At 70.9% G+C, this 24012-nt stretch carries 22 protein-coding genes and 1 pseudogene; 9 read left to right on the top strand and 14 right to left on the bottom strand.

The features are described 5' to 3' along the window. Positions 1-26 precede the first annotated feature (26 nt). Both SD460_RS10685 and SD460_RS10680 read left to right on the top strand, forming a co-directional pair. Positions 27-293: a type II toxin-antitoxin system Phd/YefM family antitoxin gene (locus SD460_RS10685; protein WP_290061555.1), complete on the top strand. Its 267-nt coding sequence runs from the start codon at positions 27-29 to the stop codon at positions 291-293. Continuing rightward, positions 281-691: a PIN domain-containing protein gene (locus tag SD460_RS10680; protein WP_290061553.1), complete on the top strand. Its 411-nt coding sequence runs from the start codon at positions 281-283 to the stop codon at positions 689-691. The genes SD460_RS10685 and SD460_RS10680 overlap by 13 nt, the downstream gene beginning before the upstream one ends. A 64-nt stretch (positions 692-755) precedes the next feature. On the opposite strand, the gene SD460_RS10675 is transcribed toward SD460_RS10680, so the two are convergent. Further along, positions 756-2147: an NAD-dependent malic enzyme gene (locus SD460_RS10675; protein ID WP_290061551.1), complete on the bottom strand. Its 1392-nt coding sequence runs from the start codon at positions 2145-2147 to the stop codon at positions 756-758. A gap of 98 nt (positions 2148-2245) precedes the next feature. Continuing rightward, a complete protein-coding gene (locus SD460_RS10670; protein WP_247017882.1) occupies positions 2246-2431 on the bottom strand; it encodes a hypothetical protein in 186 nt (61 codons plus the stop codon). Positions 2432-2520: 89 nt separating this feature from the next. Here SD460_RS10670 and SD460_RS10665 point away from each other — a divergent pair, with 89 nt between their 5' ends. Together SD460_RS10665 and SD460_RS10660 are read left to right on the top strand one after the other, a co-directional pair. Beyond that, a complete protein-coding gene (locus SD460_RS10665) occupies positions 2521-4758 on the top strand; it encodes a helicase-associated domain-containing protein (RefSeq protein WP_318306115.1) in 2238 nt (745 codons plus the stop codon). Positions 4759-4825: 67 nt separating this feature from the next. After that, positions 4826-5395, top strand: a complete 570-nt coding sequence (locus SD460_RS10660) for a hypothetical protein (protein WP_290063215.1) — start codon at positions 4826-4828, stop codon at positions 5393-5395. Here the strand turns inward: SD460_RS10660 and SD460_RS10655 are convergent. The 6 genes from SD460_RS10655 to SD460_RS10630 all read right to left on the bottom strand — a co-directional run bounded on the left by SD460_RS10655 (position 5392) and on the right by SD460_RS10630 (position 12346). Further along, on the bottom strand, positions 5392-6477 hold the full coding sequence (locus SD460_RS10655) for a DUF742 domain-containing protein (RefSeq protein WP_318306114.1): 1086 nt from the start codon (positions 6475-6477) through the stop codon (positions 5392-5394). The two genes, SD460_RS10660 and SD460_RS10655, sit on opposite strands and share 4 nt — an antisense overlap. A gap of 6 nt (positions 6478-6483) precedes the next feature. Further along, positions 6484-6900: a roadblock/LC7 domain-containing protein gene (locus tag SD460_RS10650; protein ID WP_257920920.1), complete on the bottom strand. Its 417-nt coding sequence runs from the start codon at positions 6898-6900 to the stop codon at positions 6484-6486. 411 nt (positions 6901-7311) lie between these two features. Continuing rightward, a complete protein-coding gene (locus SD460_RS10645; RefSeq protein ID WP_086861435.1) occupies positions 7312-7920 on the bottom strand; it encodes a GTP-binding protein in 609 nt (202 codons plus the stop codon). Next, on the bottom strand, positions 7901-8680 hold the full coding sequence (locus SD460_RS10640; RefSeq protein WP_290054464.1) for a DUF742 domain-containing protein: 780 nt from the start codon (positions 8678-8680) through the stop codon (positions 7901-7903). Before SD460_RS10640 ends, SD460_RS10645 begins: the two co-directional genes overlap by 20 nt. 25 nt (positions 8681-8705) lie before the next feature. Continuing rightward, positions 8706-9167, bottom strand: a complete 462-nt coding sequence (locus SD460_RS10635; protein ID WP_003085376.1) for a roadblock/LC7 domain-containing protein — start codon at positions 9165-9167, stop codon at positions 8706-8708. A gap of 20 nt (positions 9168-9187) precedes the next feature. After that, positions 9188-12346, bottom strand: a complete 3159-nt coding sequence (locus SD460_RS10630; RefSeq protein WP_290054471.1) for a sensor histidine kinase — start codon at positions 12344-12346, stop codon at positions 9188-9190. Positions 12347-13062: 716 nt separating this feature from the next. Here SD460_RS10630 and SD460_RS10625 point away from each other — a divergent pair. The 5 genes from SD460_RS10625 (at position 13063) to SD460_RS10605 (ending at position 17608) form a co-directional block, all read left to right on the top strand. Beyond that, on the top strand, positions 13063-14070 hold the full coding sequence (locus SD460_RS10625) for an ABC transporter substrate-binding protein (RefSeq protein WP_290054469.1): 1008 nt from the start codon (positions 13063-13065) through the stop codon (positions 14068-14070). Between the two features lie 92 nt (positions 14071-14162). After that, complete coding sequence (locus tag SD460_RS10620) at positions 14163-14933, top strand: ABC transporter permease (protein ID WP_290054463.1); 771 nt, start codon at positions 14163-14165, stop codon at positions 14931-14933. Then, positions 14930-15763, top strand: a complete 834-nt coding sequence (locus SD460_RS10615) for an ABC transporter permease (RefSeq protein ID WP_290054462.1) — start codon at positions 14930-14932, stop codon at positions 15761-15763. The genes SD460_RS10620 and SD460_RS10615 overlap by 4 nt, the downstream gene beginning before the upstream one ends. Before the next feature lie 20 nt (positions 15764-15783). Continuing rightward, positions 15784-16644, top strand: coding sequence for an ABC transporter ATP-binding protein (locus SD460_RS10610; RefSeq protein WP_290054460.1), 861 nt, complete (start codon positions 15784-15786; stop codon positions 16642-16644). A gap of 19 nt (positions 16645-16663) precedes the next feature. Beyond that, positions 16664-17608: an ABC transporter substrate-binding protein gene (locus SD460_RS10605; protein WP_318306113.1), complete on the top strand. Its 945-nt coding sequence runs from the start codon at positions 16664-16666 to the stop codon at positions 17606-17608. Here the strand turns inward: SD460_RS10605 and SD460_RS10600 are convergent, their stop codons facing one another. The 6 genes and pseudogenes from SD460_RS10600 to SD460_RS10575 all read right to left on the bottom strand — a co-directional run bounded on the left by SD460_RS10600 (position 17609) and on the right by SD460_RS10575 (position 24008). Beyond that, positions 17609-18073: a hypothetical protein gene (locus tag SD460_RS10600; RefSeq protein WP_290054458.1), complete on the bottom strand. Its 465-nt coding sequence runs from the start codon at positions 18071-18073 to the stop codon at positions 17609-17611. A gap of 1 nt (position 18074) precedes the next feature. Further along, complete coding sequence (gene mdlC, locus SD460_RS10595; RefSeq protein ID WP_290054457.1) at positions 18075-19661, bottom strand: benzoylformate decarboxylase; 1587 nt, start codon at positions 19659-19661, stop codon at positions 18075-18077. Between the two features lie 152 nt (positions 19662-19813). After that, positions 19814-21463: a S53 family peptidase gene (locus SD460_RS10590; RefSeq protein WP_290054455.1), complete on the bottom strand. Its 1650-nt coding sequence runs from the start codon at positions 21461-21463 to the stop codon at positions 19814-19816. 140 nt (positions 21464-21603) lie between these two features. Further along, positions 21604-22695 (bottom strand): annotated as a pseudogene (locus SD460_RS10585) (NsdA family TPR-like regulatory protein); the annotation flags it as partial. Then, positions 22614-22826, bottom strand: a complete 213-nt coding sequence (locus tag SD460_RS10580) for a hypothetical protein (protein WP_290054451.1) — start codon at positions 22824-22826, stop codon at positions 22614-22616. The gene SD460_RS10580 and the pseudogene SD460_RS10585, both read right to left, overlap by 82 nt. Positions 22827-23330: 504 nt before the next feature. Then, positions 23331-24008, bottom strand: a complete 678-nt coding sequence (locus SD460_RS10575; RefSeq protein ID WP_290054450.1) for a copper homeostasis protein CutC — start codon at positions 24006-24008, stop codon at positions 23331-23333. Between the last annotated feature and the right edge of the window lie 4 nt (positions 24009-24012).

Below are 24012 nucleotides of genomic sequence, written 5' to 3'. Positions count from 1 at the left end.
CATCGGAATCTGATAATCTGATTCTCGTGATCGAACTGTCCGCTTCCGAAGCCTCCAGGTCGTTCTCGGCCGTGCTCGACGAGGCGGAGAACGGCGAAACGATCGCCGTCACGCGCAACGGCAAGCGGGTCGCGCTGATCGTCCCCGCCCCGCACGCGAACGGCGTCGCGGTGTGCGCGGTGTTCCACCGCTGGGCCGGCAAGCTCGACGTCGACGACCGGTTCGAGGAGAACGTCGCCGAGGTCCGCGAGACAGCGTCGGCGGAGCTGGACGGCGACCCGTGGCACGACTGATCCTCGACACCGGGATCCTCATCGACGCCGCCCGGCAGCGGCTGCCGGCGGGGGCCATCGGGGATGACGATGACGTCGCCGTTCCCGCCGTGGTGATCACCGAGTACCAGGTAGGTCTGCTCCTCGACCCGAATCCGGCCCGGCGCGCGGCACACGGTGCGTTCCTGGCCGAGCTGCTGGCCGTCACGCCGGTGGTCGAGTACTCGACGAACGTGGTCGAACACCATGCCGAGCTGCTGGCTCATCTGCGACGGAGCGGGCAGGCGCGTGGGGCGCACGACCTGATCATCGCGGCGACCGCCCGGGCCACCGGCCGGATTCTGGTGACCACGGACGGGCGGGCCCGGTTCGACGATCTCCCGGAGGTCGAGGTGAGGCTGCTTCAGCGGAGCTGGTGAAGAGCGCGGAAGGACCCCGGTCGTCCCTCCGCGGAACGATCCCGGGGCCCTCCGAAGTGCGGACTCAGCGCTGCTCGGCGCGCACGGCCTTCCGCACGGCGTCGGCGACCGCGGGCGCCACCGCGCTGTCGAACACGCTGGGCACGATGAACGACGCGTTGAGCTTGCCGTTGTCCACGACGTCGGCGATCGCGTCGGCCGCGGCGAGCAGCATGTTGTCGTCGATGTTGTGCGCGTGCGCGTCGAGCAGGCCGCGGAAGACGCCCGGGAAGGCCAGCACGTTGTTGATCTGGTTCGGGAAGTCGCTGCGGCCGGTCGCGACGACGGCGGCGTGCTTCTGCGCCTCCAGCGGGTCGATCTCCGGGTCCGGGTTGGCCAGCGCGAAGACCACCGCGTCGGACTTCATCGTCGCCACCTGCTCGGCGCCGAACAGGTTGGGCGCGGAGACGCCGATGAACACGTCGGCGCCGGCCAGAGCCTCGTGCAAGGTGCCGCTGACCTGCTCCTTGTTGGTGTGCGACGCGATCCAGGTCAGGTTGTCGTCGAGGTTGCCGCGCGCGGAGTGGACGATGCCGTCGATGTCCGCCGCGACGATGTCGCCCGGGTTCTTGCGCAGCAGGAGCCGGATGATCGCCGAGCCGGCCGCGCCGACGCCGCTGACCACGATCTTGCAGTCTTCGATGTTCTTCCCGACCACGCGCAGGGCGTTGCGCAGCGCGGCCACGACCACGATCGCGGTGCCGTGCTGGTCGTCGTGGAACACCGGGATGTCGAGCTGCTCGCGCAGCCGCTTCTCGATCTCGAAGCAGCGCGGCGCGGCGATGTCCTCGAGGTTGATGCCCGCGTACACCGGGGCCAGCGCCTTGGCGATCATGATGATCTCTTCGGTGTCCTGGGTGTCCAGGCAGACCGGCCACGCGTCGACGTCGGCGAACTTCTTGAACAGCGCCGCCTTGCCCTCCATCACCGGCAGCGCGGCGGCCGGGCCGATGTTGCCCAGGCCGAGCACCGCGGAGCCGTCGGTGAGCACCGCGACGGTGTTGCGCTTGATGGTCAGCCGGCGCGCGTCTTCGGGGTTGTTCGCGATCGCCTGGCAGACGCGGGCGACACCCGGGGTGTAGGCGCGGGAGAGGTCGTCACGGTTGCGGAGCGCGACCTTGGGGGTGACCTCGATCTTGCCGCCGAGGTGGATCAGGAACGTCCGGTCGGAGACCTTGCGGACCTTGACGCCGGGCAGCGAGTCGAGCGTCTGGGTGATGTCGTTCGCGTGGTTCTCCGACAGCGCGTTGGCGCTGATGTCGACCACGATCGAGTCCGAGTGGGACTCGACGACGTCGAACGCCGTCAGCACCCCGCCGACCCGCCCGACGGCGGTGGTGAGGTCACCGGCCGCGCTGGACGAAGCCGGGGCCTCGACCCGGACGGTGATCGAATATCCGGGACCGGGAACCGGCATGGCACTTACCCCCGCATGGGAAAGGTGGCTGGGACGGGTGCGAACCTACTCCCGTGACCGCCCTCACGAGGGGCCGATACCGGTACTGACCAGTAACGTTACGGGCGGGTGTTGATCTCGGTCTCGGGGTGCACGTACGGCACCGAGTCGAGCGGGAACGTGATGTCGCCGAACGGCGACAGCGAGCCCTGGCGGTCGGACGCGAGCTCGGTCACGGGGTGTTCGCCGGCCTCGCCCGGCCAGGTCGGGTCGACGCCCTTGTGCTTCTTCTCACCCTTGGCCACAACGTCCTCCACAGCTGCGCTCGGTTCTCGGACCACAGTCTGCCTGAGGCCGGACGCGCTGTCGCAACCGCCCGGTACCCTGGTCTTCTATGCCCGCGACCTCTTTGGCGGACTGGCTGCGCGCGGAGACCGACGGCGCACTCACCGAACTGCTCCGCACGCGGCGCGACCTGTCCACGCCCCCGCCCTCCGACAGCACGGTGCTGGCCACCCGGGCCGGCACGCCGGGCTCGGTCGCGCGCGCCTGCGAAGACCTCGACAGCTTCACCTTGGCCGTGCTCGAAGCGTGCTTGCTGGCCGGCGCGGACCGCGACCCGGTGCCGGTCGAAGACGTGGCGAAGCTGGTCGGCACCGACATCGCCGAACCGCTGGCCCGGCTGCGCAAGCGGGCGCTGGCCTGGGGCGCGGACGACGCCGTGCGCGTGCCGCCGGCGGCCAGGGAAGCACTCGGGCCGTTCCCCGCCGGGCTGGGCGCACCCTCGCCGTCACTCGACGGCGAAGACCTCGAAGCGCGGCTCGCCGAGCTGCCCGACGACGAACGCGGGGTGCTCGCCGCCCTCGCCGCCGGGCCGCCGATCGGCCGGACCCGTGACGCCGGGCTCGACCTCACGCTCGAGAAGGCCACGACGCCGGTGCAGAAGCTGCTCGCCCGCGGGCTGCTGCTGCGCCGCGACGATCAGACCGTCGAACTGCCGCGCGAGATCGGCGTCGCGGTCCGCGGCGGGGCCTTCCCGCCGGGGACGCTCACCGAGCCCGCCCTGCCGGTCCACCCGCACCAGACGTCCACTGTGGACGAAGCGGCGGCCGGCGAGGCGATGGAGTTCCTGCGCCACACCGAATCCCTGCTGCGCGCGTGGTCGGTCGCGCCGCCGCCGGTGCTGAAGTCGGGCGGCCTCGGCGTGCGCGAGCTGAAGAAGCTCGCGAAGGACCTGGAGATCGACGAAGCACAAGCGACCCTCCTGGCCGAGCTGACCGTGGGCGCCGGGCTCGTCGCGGACAGCGAGACGACCGCGCCCGAGTGGGTGCCGACGACGCTGACCGACTCGTGGCTCGCGTCGCCGACCGCGCAGCGCTGGATGACGCTGGCCCAGGCGTGGCTCGAGCTGCCGCGGCTGCCGGGCATGGCGGGCGGGCGCGACGCCAAGGACAAGCCGGTCGCGCCGCTGTCGGAGGAGCTGCGCCGCCCGCTCGCCCCGGTCGCGCGCCGCCGGGTGCTCGCGGCGCTGGCCGACCTCCCCGAGGGCGCCGGGGTGAAGAGCGTCGACGAGCTCGTCGCCGTGCTGGCCTGGCGGGCGCCGCGGCGCGGCGGGCGGCTGCGGGACGAGACCGTCCGCTGGACGATGTCCGAGGCGAGCGCGCTGGGCCTGGTCGGGCTCGGCGGCCTCACGACGGCGGCCCGCGCGCTGCTCGCCGACGACCGGCCGGGCGCCGTCGAAGCGATCCTGGACGCGCTGCCCGCGCCGGTGGACCACGTGCTGCTGCAGGCCGACCTGACGGTGGTCGCGCCGGGCCCGCTGGAGCCGGAGCTGGCCGCGGAGATGGACGCGGTCGCCGACGTCGAATCGGCCGGGCACGCGACCGTCTACCGGATCACCGAGGCGTCCGTCCGGCGCGCGCTGGACACCGGCCGCACCGCCGACGAGCTGCACGCGCTGTTCAAGGCGAAGTCGGCGACGCCGGTCCCGCAGGGGCTGAGCTACCTGGTCGACGACGTCGCCCGGCGGCACGGACGGCTGCGCGGCGGGGTGGCGGCGTCGTTCCTGCGGTGCGACGACGAGGCGCTGCTGGCCGAGGTGCTCGCCCACCCCGTCTCGGCGGAGCACGACCTGCGGCTGATCGCGCCGACCGTCGTGATCAGCCCGGACCCGCTGCACGAAGTGCTGGCCGGCCTGCGCGCGGCCGGGTTCGCCCCGGCCGCGGAAGGCCCCGACGGCCGGGTCGTCGACATCCGCCCGGGTGGCAGGCGGCTGCCCGCGAAGGCGCGCGCGGCCCGCCGGAACCCGGGCGAGCAGGCAGTGCTGACCGAGGACCAGGCCACCCGGATCGTGTCCAACCTGCGCGCGGGCGACGCGGCTTCGGCCCGCCGCCGCGGCTCGGCGGTGCGCGCCCCGGTCGGCGGCGGCGCGGACACGTCGGCCACGCTCGAGCTGCTGTCCCGGGCGACGCTGGAGCGCCGTGAGGTGTGGATCGGGTTCGTGGACTCCCGCGGCACCGCCAGCCAGCGCGTGATCCGGCCGGTGCGCGTCGGCGGCGGGATCCTCGAGGGCGAGAACAACGAGCGGTACTCCCTCCACCGGATCACCTCGGCGGCCATCGTCGAAGACTGAAAGTGGTGAATCCCCACCGGACTGTCCTCGCAGGTGGTAAGCCTGGTCCATGAAGTGGGGAACGCGCGTGACCGCGGTAGCCGCGGCGACGATCGTGGGTGGGGTGGGTTTCGCCGGAGCGGCGGACGCGGCCGGGCCGCCGGTCTACTCGAAGTACCGCGTCACCGGGACGACGCACATCGCGAAACCGGTCGCCGACCTGAAGCTCGGGCCGGGGCAGTTCGACATGTACACGCAGATCGGCTCGTACACCTTCTCCGGGACGATCACCTTGCCGCCGGCGAAGGTGACCAAGGTGGTGCCCGGGATCGGCGCGGTCAGCGGGACCGTCACGCTCGGGCCGGGCCACGCCGAGGGCTCGGTGTTCGGCGGCTTCACCGGCTCGGCGACCTGGCCGGTCAAGGTGTCGGACGTGCGCGTGAACGGCGTCCCGTACGACGTCGGGGCCTCCTGCGGCACGGCCCAGCCGGTGACGACGGAGCTCGTGCCGGACGGCTTCACCACGGGCATCGGCGGCCGGTTGACCTCGACGTACGCGATCGGTGAGTTCGCGAACTGCGGGTCCGCGACGCCCCTGCTCACCGGGGCGGTGGCCGGGCCGGGCAACACCCTGGCCCTGGACCTGACCGCGGGCTAGAGGGCGCGCAGGCCCGCCAGCACGCGCTCCATGAAGTCACGGGACGAGCGGTCGCCGAGGATCAGCTCGGTCTGGTGGATCAGCACCAGGCCGATGTCGGCCATGTCGCCGACCAGGATCTTCACCACGCCCAGCGGCAGCCGCAGGTGGGCGGCGATCTCCGCGACCGAGCGGGTGTCCAAGCAGAGGTCGCAGATCCGGCGGTGCTCGACCGACCGGACCCCGCGGTAGCGGCGGCCGTCGTCGGACGTCGAGACCAGGGCCTCCAGCGCCAGGTTGTGGTCGGACCGCGTGCGCCCGCCGGTGCGGGTGTACGGGCGGACCCGCGAGTTCGCCGACACGACGGGCGCCGGGCTCGCGACGCGGGCCGGTTCGCTCCAGGCCGGGTCCTCCCACGGCTCCGGCCGCGGGATCCAGCGGGTCTCCGGGTCCGGCGGGGGCGTCCACGACGGCGGCGGCGCGACCGGCGGCCGGGGGGCCGGCGGGCGCGGGGCAGGCGGCCGCGGCGGCGCCGGGGGCCGGGGCGGTGCGGGCGGGCGGGCACCCCGGGGCGGGGTCCACGCCGGTTCCAGCGCCGGGGGTTCCGGCTGGTAGGTCTCGCCGTCCTGCCACTCGGGCTCGGCGGGGTCGTAGCCGTCTTCGGCGTACTGCCGCGCGGGCGGAGCCGCGTAGTCGTGGCCGTTGTCGGCGTACTGGTGTGCGGGCGGGGCCGCGTAGTCCTGGCCGGCGTAGTCCTGGCCCGCATAGTCCTGGCCCGCATAGTCCTGGCCCGTGTACTCGCGCGGCGGCGCGGGCGGGTAGTCGTCCTCCACGATCCGCCGGTGCCCGCCGGTGTACTCCTGGGCGCGGTACTCCTCGGCCGCGTACTCCTCGTCGGACGCCGACGAGCCCCACTCGCGGGTGTCCTCGTCGGTGTAGCCCTGCGGATCCGGCTTCGGCCGCGCCGGACGGCGCTTGGGCATGATCGTCGACAGCGTCGACATGTCGAACTTGCTGGGCGAATCGAAACCCTCGCGCTCGGTGCCGCGGTGCAGTGCGTCCCAGCCGCTGGAGTCCGGATCGTCGAATCCCGAAATCCTCATCTCGTCCTACCCACGCACGCCGCCCTGCAGCTGCGCGCGCAGCTCGGGGGTGATCTGCTGGCCGACGCGCTCGACGAGCAGGGTCATCTCGTAGGCGACCGTGCCGATGTCGCACGTCGGCGCGGCCAGCACCGCCAGCGACGAACCGTCCGAAACGGACATCAAGAACAAGTAGCCGCGCTCCATCTCCACCACGGTCTGGTTGACACCGCCCGCTTCGAAGCAGCGCGCGGCCCCGTGCGTCAGGCTGATCAGCCCGGACGCCACCGCGGACAGCTGTTCGGCGCGTTCCTGAGGCAAGCCTTCCGACGGCGCCAGGAGCAGGCCGTCCGCGGACACCAGAACGGCGTGCGCCGCACCGGGTACCCGGCGCACGAAGTCCGTGATGAGCCAGCCGAATGTGCCCTGGCCGGAAGCCGTCACTACTGCCCCTCCTCGCTCGTGCGGCACCGCGCGCCGCACCCCGGAGCGTCCGGCGGGGCCGGACGGTGGTGGACTCGACGCCACGGTAAAGCGTATTCGCACCGCCGGTGGTGTCGAGTCCACCACCGGCCGGCCGCTGCGCACCCTACGTGTGCGCGTGGCCGCGCTCCGCGCCGGCCCGGACGGGGTCACGCTTCCGGGCGGCACCCGGCGACGCCGGTCCCGCACGGCCACCGCGAGGTGTCGGCGCAGGTCAGCGGGGGTGCCACTGGCCGAGGCACGCCGACCCGCCGCCGGTCTTCGCGGACCGGCGTGGCCGGCCGCCGCACCGGACGGCGGCACCACTCCCCGAAGTGGGTGAAGCACGCGGAGTTCACTCCAACGGCCGCATCCGGTTCGGGGCGTCATCGGTTATCCCGCGCGCAGCGCCGAATCGTGCGCGATCGCGTGCTGGACGACGGAGATCAGCACCTGCTTGGCGGAGTCGCGCTCGCGCGCGTCGCACGCCATGATCGGGACCGACGGCGCGATGGTCAGCGCGTGCCGGACGTCCTCGATCTGGTGGTGCAGCAGCCGGTCGAAGCAGTTGATCGCCACGACGTAGGGCAGCTTCCGGTTCTCGAAGAAGTCGATCGAGGGGAACGCGTCGGCGAGCCGCCGCGTGTCCACCAGCACGACCGCGCCGATGGCGCCGACCGCGAGGTCGTCCCACATGAACCAGAACCGGTGCTGACCCGGCGTGCCGAAGACGTACAGCACGAGGTCCGAGTCCAGCGAGATGCGCCCGAAGTCCATCGCCACGGTGGTGGTGGTCTTGTTGGGCGTGGCCGAGGTGTCGTCGTGTCCGACGCTGGCCTCGGTCATCATGGCCTCGGTGGTCAGCGGGTCGATCTCCGAGATCGCCCCGACCAACGTTGTCTTCCCCGAACCGAACCCGCCGGCGACCACGATCTTGGCCGACGAGGTCGGACCCGTCACCTGCGGCGCGTTCGCGTCGGAGTCAAATTCTCCGAAGCCCACTGAGCACCCTTTCCATGAACTCGATACTCGGCCGGTCGCCCACGGTCGTGCTGCTGGAGTGCACCAGCACCAGCCCGAGACCCGCCACGTCACCAATCAACACCCGCACCACACCGAGCGGCAGGCGCAGCAGCGCCGCCACCTCGGCCACCGACCGGGTGTCGAGGCACAGGTCGCAGATCGACCGGTGCTCGGGCACCCGGACCCGGTCGAGCATCCGGCCCTGTTCGCTGGTCGAGATCAGCGCCTCGATCGCCAGGTCGAGGGTCGCCTTCGTCCGGCCACGGGTCCGGAAGTACGGCCGGACCAGGCCGGACGTCTCCATCTCCGTCGGCGCCGGCTCGTCCACGTACTCCTGGTGGGCCTGGCGCGGCAGCGCCGCGGCCAGTTCACCGGAGTCCGGTCCCGCTCCGAAGTCCCGCTCGGTGCTGTACGCGGCGAACTCGTGCGCGTCGTACAGCGGCCCGCTCGAACCACCGAACAGTTCCGCGCCCGGCCCGCCGAGCAGCCGGTCGCGGTATTCGGTGCCGCCCGCGATCGGGCGGATCGGCTCCTGCCCGGCGCCCGAGTCGGTCAGCCAGTTCGGCGGCTCCCGCACGGGGTCGCTGTCGGATGCCTGCACCCGCCTCGCCCGCCATTCGCGGTCGACGCGTTCCCGGAACGACTGCCAGTCCTCCCGGCCGTCGTCCGGCTGCTCGGACCAACCACCGGAGAAGTCGTCACCGAGCCGGCCATCACCCCTCAAGCGCCCGTCGTCCACGGCTCTCTCCTCGGTTCCCAGGTCCTCAGCGGCGGACGGCCGCGCCCTGCAGTTGCGCCCGCATCTCCGGAGTCAGCTGCTGGCCGACCCGCTCCACCAGCAAGGTCATCTCGTAGACGACCAAGCCGATGTCACTCTCCGGCGATCCCAGCACCGCCAGACAAGAACCGTCGGAAACCGACATGAGGAAGAGGAAGCCGTTGGCCATCTCGACCACCGTCTGCGCCACCGTGCCGCCCTCGAACACCTTGGCCGCACCACGCGCGAGGCTGGTCAGCCCCGACGCCACCGCGGCCAGCTGGTCCGCCCGGTCCTTCGGCAGCCCGCGCGAGGCCGCCAGGAGCAGGCCGTCGGCCGACACCACGACCGCGTGGGCCGCGCCGGGCACCCGGTGCACGAAATCCGTGATCAGCCAAGCGAAGCTGCCGGCATTGTTCGCCTTGGCATGCGCCTGGCCGTTCGGCTGCGCGGAGCCACCCGGCTGCATTGCACCCGCCCGTGTCACTTTCACTCCTCACTGCTGTCTGTGTTGCCACTCACCGGAACCTCGTCGCCCGGTCGCTCCTTCAGCGCATGGCGTCCCGAGGTGTACCCACGTTGGAAGCTTGCCATCCGGTTCCGCGCCGCGGACGCCGAGCGGGTGATCGCACCCGTTCCGGGCATGCCCGCGGTGGCATCCGCAAAGTTGTTCTGGGCCGGCGCCTCGGGCGTCGAGCTCGAACTGCTGATCGACCCCGGCACCAGGTAGGCGTTCGGGATGCGCTTGGGCAGCCCGGCCGTGGTGATCTCCTCGTTCTTGGACTCGAGCAGCGACTGCGCCGCCTGCCAGCCGTCGTCGGAGGCGCTGTGCCAGCCGTCGTCGGGCGGGAGGAGCGGGTGCCGCGTGGCTGCCGTCGGCTGCAGCTCGTCCACGGGTTCCGGGACGGGCTCGTCGCGGCCGGTGAGGGGCGGCAGGTTCGGGTCCTCGACCTCGTCCTGCACACTCCGGTGGCTCTGGTGGCCCTGGTCGCTCTGCGGCGGCACCGGGTCGGCAGCCGCGTCGTCGCCCTCACTGAACCAGCGTGACAGCACCGACTGGTAGATCGGGAGCCGCCGGGTGGGTACATCGTCCTCGAGCGCCGACGAACCGACCTCCGCCGCGGGTGGCGGCGCCGGGGGCGGTTCCTCGGGCGGCACGAACTTCGGCTCGCGCTTGGGCAGCACCAGCGGCGCGAACTGGGTGTCGCCGGCCCGGGAGCTGGCTCCGTCCCCGTTCGACGACGGCGCCAGCGGCGCCAGGTCCTCCGCGGTCGGCCAGGCCGGCACGTCGGGCTTGGGCAGCTCGGGCGACAGGAACGGGCCCGCCGCGCGGCCGCCGCTGACCAGGTCGTCCAGGCTGATCGGCTGGTCGAGCGGGACCAGCCCGCCCTGGTTCGCCACCGGCTCGTGCTTCGGCGGGGCCGGAGGCGGCGGCGGGGTGGGCGTGGGTGCCGAGGGCGGCGGCGGAGTCGGCGAGAACGACTGCGTCTGGTCGAAGTCCGAGCGCGCGGCCGGGATCGGGATGCTCGGCATCGACATGGACGTTTCGGACCGGCCCGGCGGCAGCGGGGTCTGCCGCTGCATGCCGGGGCGCAGGTGCGTGAGCAGCTCCGCCGGGACGACGACGCGAGCTATCACGCCGCCCTCGATGTCCTCGTTCTCGCGCAGCCGGACCTCGATGCCGTGGCGCTTGGCCAGGCGCGAGACCACGTACAGACCCATTCGCCTGGTCACCGACACGTCCAGGTCCGGCGGCTCGGCGAGCCGCGCGTTGACCTCGGCCAGCCGCTCGTCGCTCATGCCGACACCGTGGTCGGTGACCTGGATGGCGAGAGCCTTCCGGCGGGTCACCACGGCCCGGACGATGACCTTCGTCTCCGGCTCGGAGAAGTAGGTCGCGTTGTCGAGCAGCTCCGCGAGGACGTGCACGAGGTCGTGGATCGCGAGGCCCTGGACCGCGACGTCGGGCACGATGCCGACCTCGATCCGGGCGTACTGCTCGATCTCGGACACCGCGGCGCCGATGACGTCGGCGGCGGGCACCGGCTTGGGCACGGACTTGGCCAGGCCGGCGCCGGAGAGCACCAGCAGGGACTCACCGTTGCGCCGCAGCCGGGTGGCCAGGTGGTCGAGCTCGAACAGGCTCGCCAAGTGGTCCGGGTCCTGCTCGTCGGCCTCGAGGCGGTCGATGACGCCGAGCTGGCGTTCCACCAGCCGCTGCGACCGCCGGGAGAGGTTCACGAAGATGCCGTTGACGTTCTCGCGCAGGAGGGCCTGCTCGGCGGCCATCTTGACGGCTTGCTCGTGGACGATGTCGAACGACCGCGCGACCTCGCCGATCTCGTCGCGGGAGGTGACGGGCACCGGCTGGACGGCCTTCTTGGAGGCGCCGACCGGGTCCGGGTCGTCGAGGATCGCCTGCACGGTTTCCGGCAGCCGGGTGTAGGCGACGTCCAGCGCGCTCCGGCGCAGCACCCGCAGCGGGCGCAGCATGAGGCGCGCGACGATGAGCATCAGCGCGATCGCAGCGGCCAGGGCGGCGAGCACGATGGCACCGCCGACCCACGCCGAGTTGACCGCCGCCGTGGCGAGGTCGTCCGCGCGGGTCTTGAGCTGGGCGAGCAGGTTCGACTCGACCGCGTGCAGCTTGTCCGCCGACACGGTGCTGTCCTTGCCGAGCGCCGTGGTGTCGATGCTCGGCGGCTGGTCCAGCTGGGCGAAGGCGAACGCCGCGGTCTGGATCCGGCGGCGGTCGTCGACCTCCGGGCCGGAGTAGGTGTCGTTGTAGAGCTGGCGCTGGTCGTCGTCGGCGTTCGCGAGGAAGGCCTGGACCGAGGCGTCCGCGCTGGACGCCGACGCGCGCGTCTGGTCGAGGAGGTCGCCGGGGAAGCTGCCCCGGAACGCGGCGATCTGCAGCTCGGCGTCGGAGCGGGTGGTGAACTCCTTGGCCTCGCTGATCGCCTGCGTGCTCGTGCCCAGCCGGAGCACGTCCCGGTCGGTGACCGCGGTGGTCACCTCGCGGCCCAGCTCGATGAGCGAGTCGAGGATGCCCGAGTAGGCGGTCATCACCGTGATGTCGGGCAGGCCGTTCGCGGTGTTGAACGCGGCCCGCAGCGGGCGCAGGGCGTCGAGGCGCTGGATACCGCGGGTGTAGCGGTCCTTGGTCGCCTGGTCGTCGTAGTTGAGCGTCGACGCCGCCGAGCGCAGGTCCGCGACTTCGCGGTCGACCTTCGAGATCTGCGAGTCGAGGCCCGTCTGCAGGAGCGGGTTGTTCGACGAGATCCGGGCGACGGCCAGACCGCGCTCGTTCTGGAGCTCGTGGACGACCGTCGTGACCTTGACGGCGAACGCCACCTGGTCGGCCGTCCGCTGGAACTCCGCCGCCTGCCGGGCGTCGTCGACCACGCGCAGTGCCCCCAGCACCGCGGCGGTCAGGGTCGGGATGATCAGGACCGCGGCCAGCTTGGAGCGCAGCCGCCAGTCGCGCATGCCGGAAAAGAACCCGGCCTTCCGGCCCGGACTGTCTCCGGGCGACTGCGCGGGGGCCCCTCCTACCCCCGCGGCGTCTTCGTTCGGCACCGCCGCACCACCATCATCGTTCGTGCTCGTGAAACCTTGGTCGGTCCAGCGCCCACCACCGGGGCGCATCGCGTTCTCGTCAGCCACTCGTCTGCACGCTCCCGGCGCCCAAACGCAGCGGCAGGTCGGAACGAGCCCAGCGCGAGACGGTACCCGTACGGGTGAAAAGATCGTCTTCGGTGGGTGTTCCTGAACCCCGTCCAGCCGGACGGAATCGGTTCAGCTCGAGCATCACGGTCGGGTCCCTGCGCTGGTTTCGCATCGGTCTGTTGGTTCGGCCTAGCTCACCGGCGTGGCGGCTTTGCCCGGCCAGGCAGTGGCCTCTACGGGGACGAATCTCTCAGGAAAAGCACAGCGTGCCCTGGTAAACCGGGGATCGACTTGATCGGCCATCCAGGCACTCTCTCTCACTACATCGGAGGTTGATACCTCCCCGCAGGTGCAGAGGGTAGCGAACGCCCGGAGAAGATGTAACCCTCCCGACAGGACGCGCTCGATGTTGCACAGCGTTCGCTCAGTCGGCGCACAGCTGGAGATCTCTTATTCAGGATCTGGGCCTTACGCTGGGTGAACGCTTACGGCGAGTGGAGCAGTGGGTCTAGACCAGAGGCCAAAAGAGTGACGTGCGCCACCCTCTCGGGTATGGATCGCACCCGTTGTGAGCAACCTGTCACGTTCTCTACAGTGGCCCGCGTACTCCCGAGAATGAGTTACGTACTTCCCCGGGATTCGGTCCATCAACCGTCACTTTCTTCACCAAGGAGCAGGCCTTGCTTGGAAACGCCATGAGCAGTGGCCGGGTTCGCACTCGCCGCGCCGCGCTCGGGCTCGCCCTCACCGTCGCGGCGGCGACAGCCCTCACGGGCTGCAGCGCCCTCGGCTCGGACGACTCGAACGCCTCGTCGAACGGGGGCGGCCTGGAGAAGTCGAAGATCAAGGTCTCGATCATGCCGACAACGGACCTCGCGCCGTTCTGGCTGGCCTTGGACGGCGGCTACTTCAAGTCCGAAGGGCTCGACGTCGAGCAGATCGTCGCCAAGAGCGGCCAGGAATCCATGCAGAAGGCGATGAACGGCGAGGCCGACATCGCGCTCTCGACCTACACGCCGTTCTTCGTCGCCAAGAGCAAGGACGCCGCGGACATCCAGCTCGTCGCCGACGGCACCTCGGTCAACGCGAAGAGCAACGCGATCGTGACCGTGCCGTCCTCGAACGTGAAGACGGTCAACGACCTGGCCGGCAAGCGAATCGCGATCACGGCCAAGAACACCGCCTCGGACATCCTCACCAAGTCCGTCATGAAGGACCACGGCGTCGACTTCAGCACCGTCCAGTGGCAGCTGGTCCCGCTGACGAACATGGCGGCGGCGCTCAAGGACAACCAGGTGGACGCGGCCTACATGCCGGAGCCGATGCTCTCGCAGGCGGCGAAGACCGTCGGCGCGACGCCGGTGATCGACATCAACACCGGCGCCAGCCAGGACTTCCCGCTGACCGGCTACGGCTCGACGACGAAGTGGGTCCAGTCGAACCCGAAGACCCTCGCGGCCTTCCAGCGCGCCATGAAGAAGGCCACCAGCGACGCGATCAACGACCGTTCGAAGGTCGAACCGCTGCTGGTCAAGTACGCGAAGATCGACGAAGACACGGCCAAGCTGCTCACCCTGCCCGGCTACGGCTCCACGTTGGACGCCCGGCGCTTGCAGCGGGTGCCCGACCTGCTGCTGCAGATGGGCGTCATCACCAGCAAGGTCGACGCCGCGCCGATGATCGCGCCCCAGGCGACCAGCTGAGAGCCTTGTTCCGCCGTCGGCCGGCGCGAAGGTCACCACGGGATCGCACCTGGCGGTCCGTTGCGCCGGCCCCACCAAAATAAGGCCCTCACGTGAAAAAGCTGCTCCGCGGCCTGGCCGGCCTGGTCGGCTTCCTCCTGTTCTGGGAGGTCGTCGTCCAGGTCGATCTGGTCAGCAAGACGTTCACCCCGCCGCCGAGCGTCGTCCTGGTCACCGTCGGCGACCTGCTGGGCGACCCCGAATTCATCCGCGACATCATCGCGACGATGCTGGCCTGGCTGATCGCCATCGCGATCGCCATCGCCATCGGCGTACCCGCCGGTCTGCTGCTCGGCAGCATCCCGGTGCTGCGCACCGCCACCGCCGCGATCGTCGAATTCCTCCGCCCGATCCCGGTCACCGCGCTCGTCCCGCTGGTGCTGCTGGTGATCGGGTCCGGCCCCGACGCGAAGATCACCCTCGCGGTGTACGCGTCGCTGTGGCCGATCATGTTCAACACCATCTACGGCATGGGCGAGATCGACCCGGTGCTGATGGAGACCGCGCGGGCGTGCGGGACCAGCCGGTTCCGCATCCTGACTTCGGTCGCGCTGCCGCAGACCGCGCCGTTCGTCTTCACCGGCGTCCGGCTGTCGGCGACCATTTCGCTGATCGCCGTCGTGAGCGTGGAGTTCCTGGCCGGCTCCCAGGTCGGGCTCGGCAGCTTCATCCTGATCGCCAGCAGCGGCGCGGCCCGGTTCGACCTGGTGCTGGCCGGTACCGTGGTCGCCGGGGTGCTGGGCTACCTCATCAACGAGGGGCTCGAACAACTGGGCAAGCGGTTCTTCCGCTGGAGCAGCGTCGACCGGGAGGCGATCGCGTGACCGCGGCAACTCTTTCCGGCCGGGTGGGCCGCCGGGCCGCCCGCGGCGCCGCCGCCGTCGTCCGCAACTGGCTGCTCTTCGCGATCCTCGTGGTGCTCTGGGAGTTCGCCGCCCGGGCCGGCGGCAGCAAGTTCTTCCCGCCGCCGACGGAGATCGCGGTCGCCGCCGCGAAGTTGTGGTTCACCGGCCCCGCGTCGCACCTCTTCCTCACCGACGCGGTGTTCGACAACGTGCTCCCCAGCCTCGGCCGGATGCTCGGCGGCTGGGGACTGGCCGCCGTCGTCGGTGTCGTGGTCGGCGTGCTCGTCGGCCGGTCCGCCACGGCGATGGACTACCTCGGCCCGCTGTTCGCGTTCTTCCGTTCGATCCCGCCGCCCACGCTGATCCCGGTGTTCGCGGTGCTGTTCGGGCTGAGCTCGGGCATGCAGATCGGGTCGATCATCTTCGGCGCGGTGTGGCCGGTGCTGCTCAACGCGGTCGACGGCGTCCGCTCGGTCGACCAGGTGAAGGTGGAGACGTCGCGGTCGTTCCGCACGCCCCGCCGGTACTGGGTCGGCCTGGTCGTCCTGCCGGCGGCGGCCCCGAAGATCTTCGCCGGCCTGCGGGTCAGCCTGTCGATCTCGCTGCTGCTGATGGTCGTGTCCGAACTGGTCGGCGCCTACAACGGGATCGGCCGGTCGCTGCTGAACGCCCAGCAGGACTTCGACTTCCCCATCATGTGGTCCTGGCTGGTGCTGCTGGGCATCCTCGGCTACGTCTTCAACACGATCTTCCTGGTCGCGGAACGGCGGGTGCTCAGGTGGCAGCCGACCCGACTCGGCCGCGACTGACGCTCGAAAGGCCTCTCCCCATGTCCACCATGCTCGAAGTTTCCGGCCTCAGTCACCGGTACGGCACCGGTGCCAAGGCGCACACCGCGGTGAACCAGCTGTCGTTCACCGTCGAGGCCGGGCAGCTGGCCAGCATCGTCGGCCCGTCGGGCTGCGGGAAGTCGACGCTGCTGCGCTGCATCGCCGGGCTGACTCCGCCCACCGAGGGCACCGTCAGCCTGCACGGCGACCGCGTCGACGGCGTGCCGGACGACCTCGCCGTCGTGTTCCAGGACTACAGCCGTTCGCTGTTCCCGTGGCTTTCGGTGCAGAAGAACGTCGAGTTCCCGCTGCGCTGGCGCCCGATTTCGCGGGCCGAGCGGCGGAAGCGGGCGGCCGAGGCGCTGGAGCACGTCGGCCTGGCGGCGGTCGGCGGGAAGTACCCGTGGCAGCTCTCCGGCGGCATGCAGCAGCGGGTGTCGATCGCCCGCGCGCTGGCCAGCCGTCCGGCGTTGCTGCTGATGGACGAGCCGTTCGCGTCGGTCGACGCGCAGACCCGGTTCGAGCTCGAGGACCTGACCCGGCGCGTGCAGCGCGAGCAGGGCAGCACGATCCTCGTCGTCACGCACGACATCGACGAAAGCGTCTACCTGTCCGACCGGGTGCTGGTGCTGTCGAAGTCGCCGGCGTCGATCGTGGCGGACCTGCCGGTCGGCCTGCCCGCCGAGCGCGACCAGATCACCACGCGCGAGTCCGCGGAATTCGTGACGCTGCGCGGCGAAGTGGCCCGGCTGCTGCACGGCGGAACTCCGGCGGAAGCCGTCACGGCCGCGTCGGACGCCGCGGAGTGGGACCTGGCCGAGCGGGCTACGGACGTGACGGAGACCAAGACCGGGAGCTGACACCACCACTGGGGGGATCATGGCGAGGGCCGTACTGGCCGGACTGCTGGCTTTGCTGCTGGCGGGTTGTTCGGCGTTGGACGGCGCCTCGCCGCCGTCCAACGCCCGGGAAAAGCTGCGGGTGTCGATGATGTCGACCATCGACACCGCGCCGTTCTGGCTGGCGAAGGACGGCGGGTACTTCGAGCGCGAAGGCCTGGACGTCTCGACGACCGAGGCCGCGACCGGGCAGGCGTCGCTGACGAAGCTGGTCAGCGGCGAAGCCGACATCGCGTACTCGAGCTACACGCCGTTCTTCGTGGCGCGCAGCAAGGGAACGGCGGACATCCGGCTGGTGGCGGACGCGTCGTCGGCCGGCCCGCGCTCGACGGGCGTGGTGGCGCTGCCCGCGTCCGGCATCCGTTCGGTGGCGGACCTGGCGGGCAAGCGGATCGGCATCTCGGCACCCAACACGATCGCGGACACGCTGACGAAGTCCGTGCTGGCCGACAACCACGTCGACGCCGCGGGCGTCAAGTGGGTCCCGCTGCCCCTGCCGAACACGGTGGCGGCGTTGAAGAACGGCGACGTCGACGCGGGCTTCCTGACCGAGCCGTACATCACGCAGGCTTCGCAGGCAGCGGGTGCGGTGCTGGTGGCCGACACCGGCACGGGGTCCACAGTGGACTTCCCGACCGCGGGTTACGGCGCACTGGGTTCGTTCACGTCGGCGTCCCCGCGCGCGGTGGCGGCGTTCCAGCGCGCCATGGCGGCGGCGACGCGGGACGCGGTGGCGGACCGCAAGAAGATCGAGCCGCTCATGGTGAAGTACGCGAAGATCGACGCGGCCACGGCGGCGCGCACTGGACTGCTGACACTCAAGTCCACTTTGGACGCTCAGCAGCTGCAGCGGGTCCCGGACCTGCTGCTGAAGACGGGCGTCTTGACCAATCCGGTGGACGTCTCGGCGATGGTGGTGCGCTAGCTAGCGGTCCGCGGAGTCCGGGAAGACGACGTGGTGGTCGGTGTGCCGGTCGAACAGCCGCCACTGCTCGACGCTTTCGCCCGCGCACGCCGGGAACACCTCGACCACGAGGGGCCCGCTGAGCTCCAGCGTCAACATCCCCAGGCGGCCGAGGGTCGCGGACTCGACGAAGCACGGGTGGTCCGCGGCCATCCCGGTCAGCTGCCGGGCGAAGCGGTCGTACTTCGTCCGGTACTCGTCGAACGCCGTGTCCGCGTCCCCGGTGTCCCGGTAGTGCATGTCGACCGAGCCGAACAGGATCCGGTCGCGGTGCGTCACGCGGAACGGGCACTGCGCGTGGAGCCGCTTTTCGACGTCCTCGCGCCGGAAGCCGACGATGGCCATGTTCAGCGTCCGGCTGAATTCGGTGACCCGACACCCGGGCAGCAGGGCCACCGCCGCTTCCAGCTCTTCGGTTGTCGACAAGTCAGTACAGCGTCCGGGCGGACGGGGCCACCTTGACGTGCACCAGGGTCGGGCGCGGGTCGGCCAGTGCCGCCGTCAAGCCGGGGACCAGGCCGGACGGTTCGGCGATCGTCACGCCGTGGCAGCCCATGCTCGCCGCCAGTGCCGCGAAGTCGATGCCGCCCAGCTCCGTGCCGGGGAGCTTCGCGCCGCCGATCGTCTCGCCGAGGATGCGGACCGCCGCGTACTCCGTGTTGTCCATGATCAGGATCGTCACCGGGAGCTCCTGGCGCGCGGCCGTCCACAGTGCCTGGATGCCGTACATGCTGGAGCCGTCGCCGACGACGCCGACGACCGCGCGGTCCGGGCGGGCGAGCGCCGCGCCGACCGCGCCCGGGACGCCGTAGCCGAGCGTGCCGCTGGCCATCGTCAGGAAGCCCGTGTCCGTCGCCGTGATCGGCAGGTGGTCGTGCAGGATGCCGCGGTGGCTCGGCGTTTCCTCGACGACGAGCGCGTTGTCCGGCAGCAGCTCCGCCAGCGTCGAGTAGACGTATTCGGCGGTGAGCTTCTCGTCGCCGGGCTTCGCGGGACGCTCCAGCGGCGCCGGTGCGGGCCGCGAACTCCGGTCGACGACGTTCAGCAGCGCGCGGATGCCCAGCTTCGGCGTCGCGCGGACGCCGGTGCCTTCGAAGGCGCGCGCGAGGATCTGCTCGTCGTCGCTGAGGATGAACAGCGGGGGCAGCGGAGCTTCGCCGCGGCCGCGGTCGACGTGGTAGGTGAACGCCGGCGCGCCGAGCACCAGGACGAGGTCGTGCCCCGCGAGCTTGTCCGAGACGGCACCGCGTTCGGGGTCGAGGAAGCCCTGGAACAGCGGGTGGTCTTCGGGGAACGAGCACCGGAACGACATCGGCGCGACGTACACGCCGGCGTTGAGCCGTTCGGCGAGCGCGACGGTCTCGACGACGGCGGCGTCCTGGTCGACGGCTCCCCCGACGACGATGGCCGGCCGTTCGCTCGCCTCGAGCGCGGCGACCAGCTCGTCGATCGCTTCGGGGTCGGGCGCGAACCCGCGGATGCGGGGACGGCTGATGACGGGCCGCTCGGTGGTGGCGGTCCAGTCGTCGGCCGGGACGGACACGAAGACCGGACCGGACGGCGCCTGCGTGGCGACGTGGTAGGCGCGGGCCAGCGCGGCCGGGACGTCCTCGGCGGTGGCGGGCTCGATCGACCACTTGACGTACGGCTTCGGGAACTCCGGGGCTTCCATCGCGCCGAGGAAGGGGTCGTGCGGCAACAGGTTCCGCGTCTGCTGACCCGCGACGATGATCAGCGGCGTCCGGTTGCGGTAGGCGTTGAAGAGGCTGCCGAGCCCGTGCCCGACCCCGCCCGCGGAGTGCAGGTTGACCAGCACCGCCTGGCGGGTGGCCTGCGCGTAGGCGTCGGCCATCGCCACGACGGCGGACTCCTGCAGGCCGAGGACGTAGTCGAAGTCGTCCGGCCAGTCGGTGAGGAAGGGGACCTCGGTGGTGCCGGGGTTGCCGAACACCGTCGTGAGGCCCAGTTCGCGGAGCAGTTCCCTGGTGGCGTCCAGCACCGTGCGCTTGATCATGCCACCAGGTTAACGCTTAGCGTTGCGAAGAAAATCCCCCGAATGCCGATCACCGGAGCGCCCCAAGGCGGCCTTGGTTGCGTCTGACGCACCCAAGGCGGCCTTCGGTGCGTCTGGCGCACCGAAGGCCGCCTTGGGGCGCTTGGGCGAGGTCAGCCGATCAGGCCCGACAGCCCGGTGCCCTTGAAGGAGCCCCAGCCCGTCACCTGGTCGTAGCCCGTCCCGGCGGTGAAGCCGGTCGTGCCGTGGAGGGTGTTGTTGCCCGTCGTCACGTCGTGGAAGCCGGTGGCGTACGAAGACCCGTTGCCGATCGAGTAGAACTTCGGGTTCAGGTTGCCGAGGCCGCCGCCGTGGACCTGGTTCTGCAGCGTCGCGAAGGCCGCCCACAGCGGGGCCGCACCCGAGGTGCCCCAGACCGTTTCCCACGCGCCCGCCGTGTAGATGTAGTAGCCCGAGCCGCTCGCCGCGTCCGCCGAGACGTCCGGGACCTTGCGGTTCGTCGTGCTCTGCGAGGACTGCCACGACGGTGCCGCGAAGACGGTCGAGATGCCGCCGCCGGTCGAGCCGTTCGAAGCGCCGTCGTTCCAGGCCTTTTCGCTGCTGTAGGCGTTCGACGACGTGACCGTCAGCTGCGTGCCGCCGACACCGGTGACGTTCGGGCTCGACGCCGGGAAGTCCACCGCCTTCGCGGTCGAACCGGTCTGGCGGTAGCAGTCGGTCGTGCCGTCGTCGCCCGCCGCCGCGAAGTACGAGATGCCTTCCGCGGTGCCGGTCGCGATCGCGTTGCTGACGCTCTTCGCCGCGCTCGAACCTTCGGCGGATTCGCAGGCGCCCCAGGAGATCGAGACGACGTTGACCGTGTGGTCCGACGCGATCTTCTGGTACATCGCGAGCTCGCCCGCGCTGGAGTTCGGGGCTTCGTAGACGTAGTCACTGGCCGCGGCGGCCAGCGCGTGGACGACCTCGATGTCGAGCTCGACCTCGATCTGGCCGTCGCCCGGCGACGAGTCGTAGTTCGCGCCGCTGACCGGCACGGTGGTGACCGAGCCCGCCGAAAGGCCGTAGGTGCTGTCGTACTTGCTGATGTTGGACTTCTGGTAGCCGTCGAACTCGACGAACCCGACCTTGACGCCGCTGCCGGTCGCCGAGAGACCGCTGGTGCCGTAAGCGGTCTTGAGCACCGGCGGTGTCACGGCCTTGACGACGTTGGGCTGGACGGCGGCCTTCGACGAGTGGGTGCGCACCGCGTGGTCGTCGAGGCCGACGACGCCGGCCACGACGTCCGAGACGCCGGCGGGGACGGCCGGTGCGGCGTCGTTGGCGAAGAAGTCGCGACCGGAGACCCGGTCGTGGTAGGTCCCGATCCGGGTGCGGAACGCCGATTCGAGCTGCGCCGCCGAACCGGTGAACGTGACGGCCTGCCGGTTACCGGAAACCTCGATCCCGGTGGCACCCGCTTTCCCGAGGAATGAGACGGCCCGGTCGACGTCGGCCTGCGTCGGCCCGAACCTGGCGGTGAACTGCGCCGGGGTCAGAAACCGGTGGTATTGCGGCGAAGCGGGGTTTTGCACGTCGGCGAGGAACTTTTCCAGCACCTGCTGGTCGTGCAGTTTCAGCGAGAGCGCCGCGGTGATCGGCCGGTCGGCGGCGAGGTCGCCGGTGCGGACGCTGTCGACGAGCGGAGCGGCGTTGTCGGCCAGCGTGACCAGGGGTTCCGACGCCGCGGCGGCCGGGACGGCCACGGCGAGGCCGAGCAACGCAGGCAACGGCACAGCGGCCGCGACGAGCTTGCGCAAGCGCATGGGGAATTTCCTCTCGGCGGTGGGGACCGGGCCTGCGCGGAATGCTCGCCGCAGGTTGCCGAGAAGCATAAGAAGTCGTTATCGGGATCAGGAACCTACTTTTGGCTGCCTTTCAACTTTGCGATTTGTTTACCATTCGATTATTGTCCGGAATGCCGGAGAGCGTCGACGCGGTCGGCGATATCCTGGGCGTCCGCATTGCCGGAAAACCGCCGGGCCGCCGAAGACAGCGAGTGCAGCCGCTGCCGGGTCCGCGGCGACCGCAGCGCCGCCGCCAGCTCGATCGCCTCCTCGCCGACGGCCGAGGCGACGTCGAGGTCGCCTTCCAGCGCGTGCACCGTGGCCAGCCAGATCAGGGTCAGCGACCGGCTGCGGGTCATCCCGCGGCCGTACCCGGCGATCGCCTCGGTGAGCGCGGGGATCCCGTCCCGGCCGTGCCGGATGTCGACCACCTGCGCCAGTTCCGCGTGCACCGTGCCGGCCATCGCCGCCAGGTCGATGGGCCCGAAGAACTCCGCCCACGGCGAGGGTTCGCGGTCCGCGGCTTCCGCGAACTCCTCGCGGGCGCGGCGCAGGTAGGTCAGCGCGCCGCTGACGTCGGCCTTCTTGGCGTAGGCCCAGGCCTGGTTGGCCGACAGGATCGCCTGCGCCAGCTTCGAATGCGCCAGCAGCGCCGCGTCCCGGCCCCGCTCGAACTCCGTCAGCGCCGCGTCGACGGCGCCGTAGTGCAGGTGCAGCCGTCCGGTGCGGTAGTGGATGTTGGCCTGGAGGTCGTCGTTCTCCGCCCGCCCGGCGAGCTCCAGCGCCCGCGCGAACGCGGCCAGCGCGGCGGCCGGGCGGTCCTGGTCGAAGTTCGTCCAGCCGGCGAGGTTGTAGAGATCGGCGACCGCGGTGCACAGCCGCGCCTGCACCACGGTCTTCGCCACGCCGTCCAGCAGCGCGACCGCGGCCGGCAGCCGCGACTCGACGGCCGCCCGGCAGGCGCCGCCGCCGTAGCGGTAGTCCAGCGCGCGCAACTCCGCGACCGCGTCTTCCAACCGCCGCACGTCGGCGATCCCCACACGCGTACCGCGGAGGTCTTCGTGCCCGTCGTTCCCGGTCATGGTGGCCCTCCGTCCGACGAGAGCCACCACCACGGGCAGCCCCCGGCTCATTCCCCGCCGGGCCAGGCCGGTGCCTTCTCCTTCGGGGTGTTGGCACCGGGCAGCACCCCGGTGGCGGTCAGCACCACGCCGGTGGCGGTTTCCGCGATCTTGACGGCGGCCAGGAGGCCGGTGAGGGCGAGCGAGCCGCCAAGCCCCAGTCGGGCGTACTCGTCTTCGGAGGTTTCGGTTCCGCGTTGACGCGGTATCACGCCGGTCACGATTCGGCCTTCCTGCTTGTTGCGGAGGCACTCGCGCGATATCCGCGGGTAATCAGTCGCTCCCGGGCGACAGAAATCCACCTGATGGTCGCCATCCTGGTTTCCTGATGGCCCCTCATCGAATTGACCGCGAACCGAATACGCGCGCTCACAGCGCCGCCTCCCGCGCTAGCCGAACAATTCTTGACACCATTCGGGCGAACCGCGACCGATCCGTGACCGCCGCGTCGCCGACCGGAAATCTGCCACTGTTTCACGACTTCCAGATCACGATAGCCAGCGCCTGCCACGGCATCAGCCCCCAAGCAGCCCAACCGGAGCACTGCACGTGCAGGTGCACAATCCGAGCCGGAACGGCATTCGCAAACCGCGAATGCAATTTCATTTCCACACCACACGGAAAACGAATACTGGTATGACCGGCCGCCGGATCATGCAATTGTCAACCCGGCGGCTGCGGATTTTTTACCCGACCACCGGCACCCGTGCGGGTTTCGCAGTGGATCAGGATTTGACGAGATCGACCCACTGGCGCACGGTTTCCGCGTCCACCGGAGCCTGCCACCCGCCCGGCCGCACCGCACTCCCGACATGGAACCCGCGCACCCCGCCCGCGCGCAACAGGTGCACCTGCTGCGCGCGCAAACCCCCGCCCACGAGCAGTTCCGGCCCGCTCTCCCGCTGCGCCAGCCGCTGCAGCACCGAAAGCCCGCTCGCGACGCCGTTCGGGTGGCCCGCGGCGAGCACCGTGTCACAGCCGAGCCCGGCCAGCTGGTCGTACGCGCGCAGCGGATCGCGCGTCCGGTCGATGGCGCGGTGGAACGTCCACGGCAGGCCGTCGATCTCCTTGATCAGCGCTTCGCAGGCGTCGACGTCGATCTCGCTGTCGATGTTCAGGAAGCCGAAGACGAACTCGCGCGCGCCCGCGTCGATCAGCCGCGCGGTGTCCGCGCGCAGGCCCTCGAGGTCGCCGACGGCGAAGGAACCGTTGTCCCGCAGCATGACCCGGACCGGGAGGTCGGTCGCCGACTGCACGTCCCGGAGCGTTTCGACCGACGGCGTCAAGCCGTCCTGCGCCATGTCAGCGACCAGTTCGAGGCGGTCCGCCCCGCCCGCCTGCGCGCCTTCGGCGTCCGCCGCGTCCAGCGCGATCACTTCCAGCAGGGGCGTCTTCGAGCTCATGCCT

Source organism: Amycolatopsis solani (assembly GCF_033441515.1).
Lineage (GTDB): Bacteria > Actinomycetota > Actinomycetes > Mycobacteriales > Pseudonocardiaceae > Amycolatopsis > Amycolatopsis solani.
The sequence above is the reverse complement of the archived record's forward strand: the minus strand, read 5'-3'. Positions and strand labels throughout refer to the sequence as shown.

Bases quoted from the DNA above. Each gene is read 5' to 3' on its own strand.
- SD460_RS10675 (WP_290061551.1), bottom strand. From the start codon at position 2,147: ATGCCGGTTCCCGGTCCCGGATATTCGATCACCGTCCGGGTCGAGGCC.
- SD460_RS10665 (WP_318306115.1), top strand. From the start codon at position 2,521: ATGCCCGCGACCTCTTTGGCGGACTGGCTGCGCGCGGAGACCGACGGC.
- SD460_RS10655 (WP_318306114.1), bottom strand. From the start codon at position 6,477: ATGAGGATTTCGGGATTCGACGATCCGGACTCCAGCGGCTGGGACGCA.
- SD460_RS10635 (WP_003085376.1), bottom strand. From the start codon at position 9,167: ATGCAGCCGGGTGGCTCCGCGCAGCCGAACGGCCAGGCGCATGCCAAG.
- SD460_RS10630 (WP_290054471.1), bottom strand. From the start codon at position 12,346: ATGCGCCCCGGTGGTGGGCGCTGGACCGACCAAGGTTTCACGAGCACG.
- SD460_RS10625 (WP_290054469.1), top strand. From the start codon at position 13,063: ATGAGCAGTGGCCGGGTTCGCACTCGCCGCGCCGCGCTCGGGCTCGCC.
- SD460_RS10610 (WP_290054460.1), top strand. From the start codon at position 15,784: ATGTCCACCATGCTCGAAGTTTCCGGCCTCAGTCACCGGTACGGCACC.
- SD460_RS10605 (WP_318306113.1), top strand. From the start codon at position 16,664: ATGGCGAGGGCCGTACTGGCCGGACTGCTGGCTTTGCTGCTGGCGGGT.
- mdlC (WP_290054457.1), bottom strand. From the start codon at position 19,661: ATGATCAAGCGCACGGTGCTGGACGCCACCAGGGAACTGCTCCGCGAA.
- SD460_RS10590 (WP_290054455.1), bottom strand. From the start codon at position 21,463: ATGCGCTTGCGCAAGCTCGTCGCGGCCGCTGTGCCGTTGCCTGCGTTG.
- SD460_RS10575 (WP_290054450.1), bottom strand. From the start codon at position 24,008: ATGAGCTCGAAGACGCCCCTGCTGGAAGTGATCGCGCTGGACGCGGCG.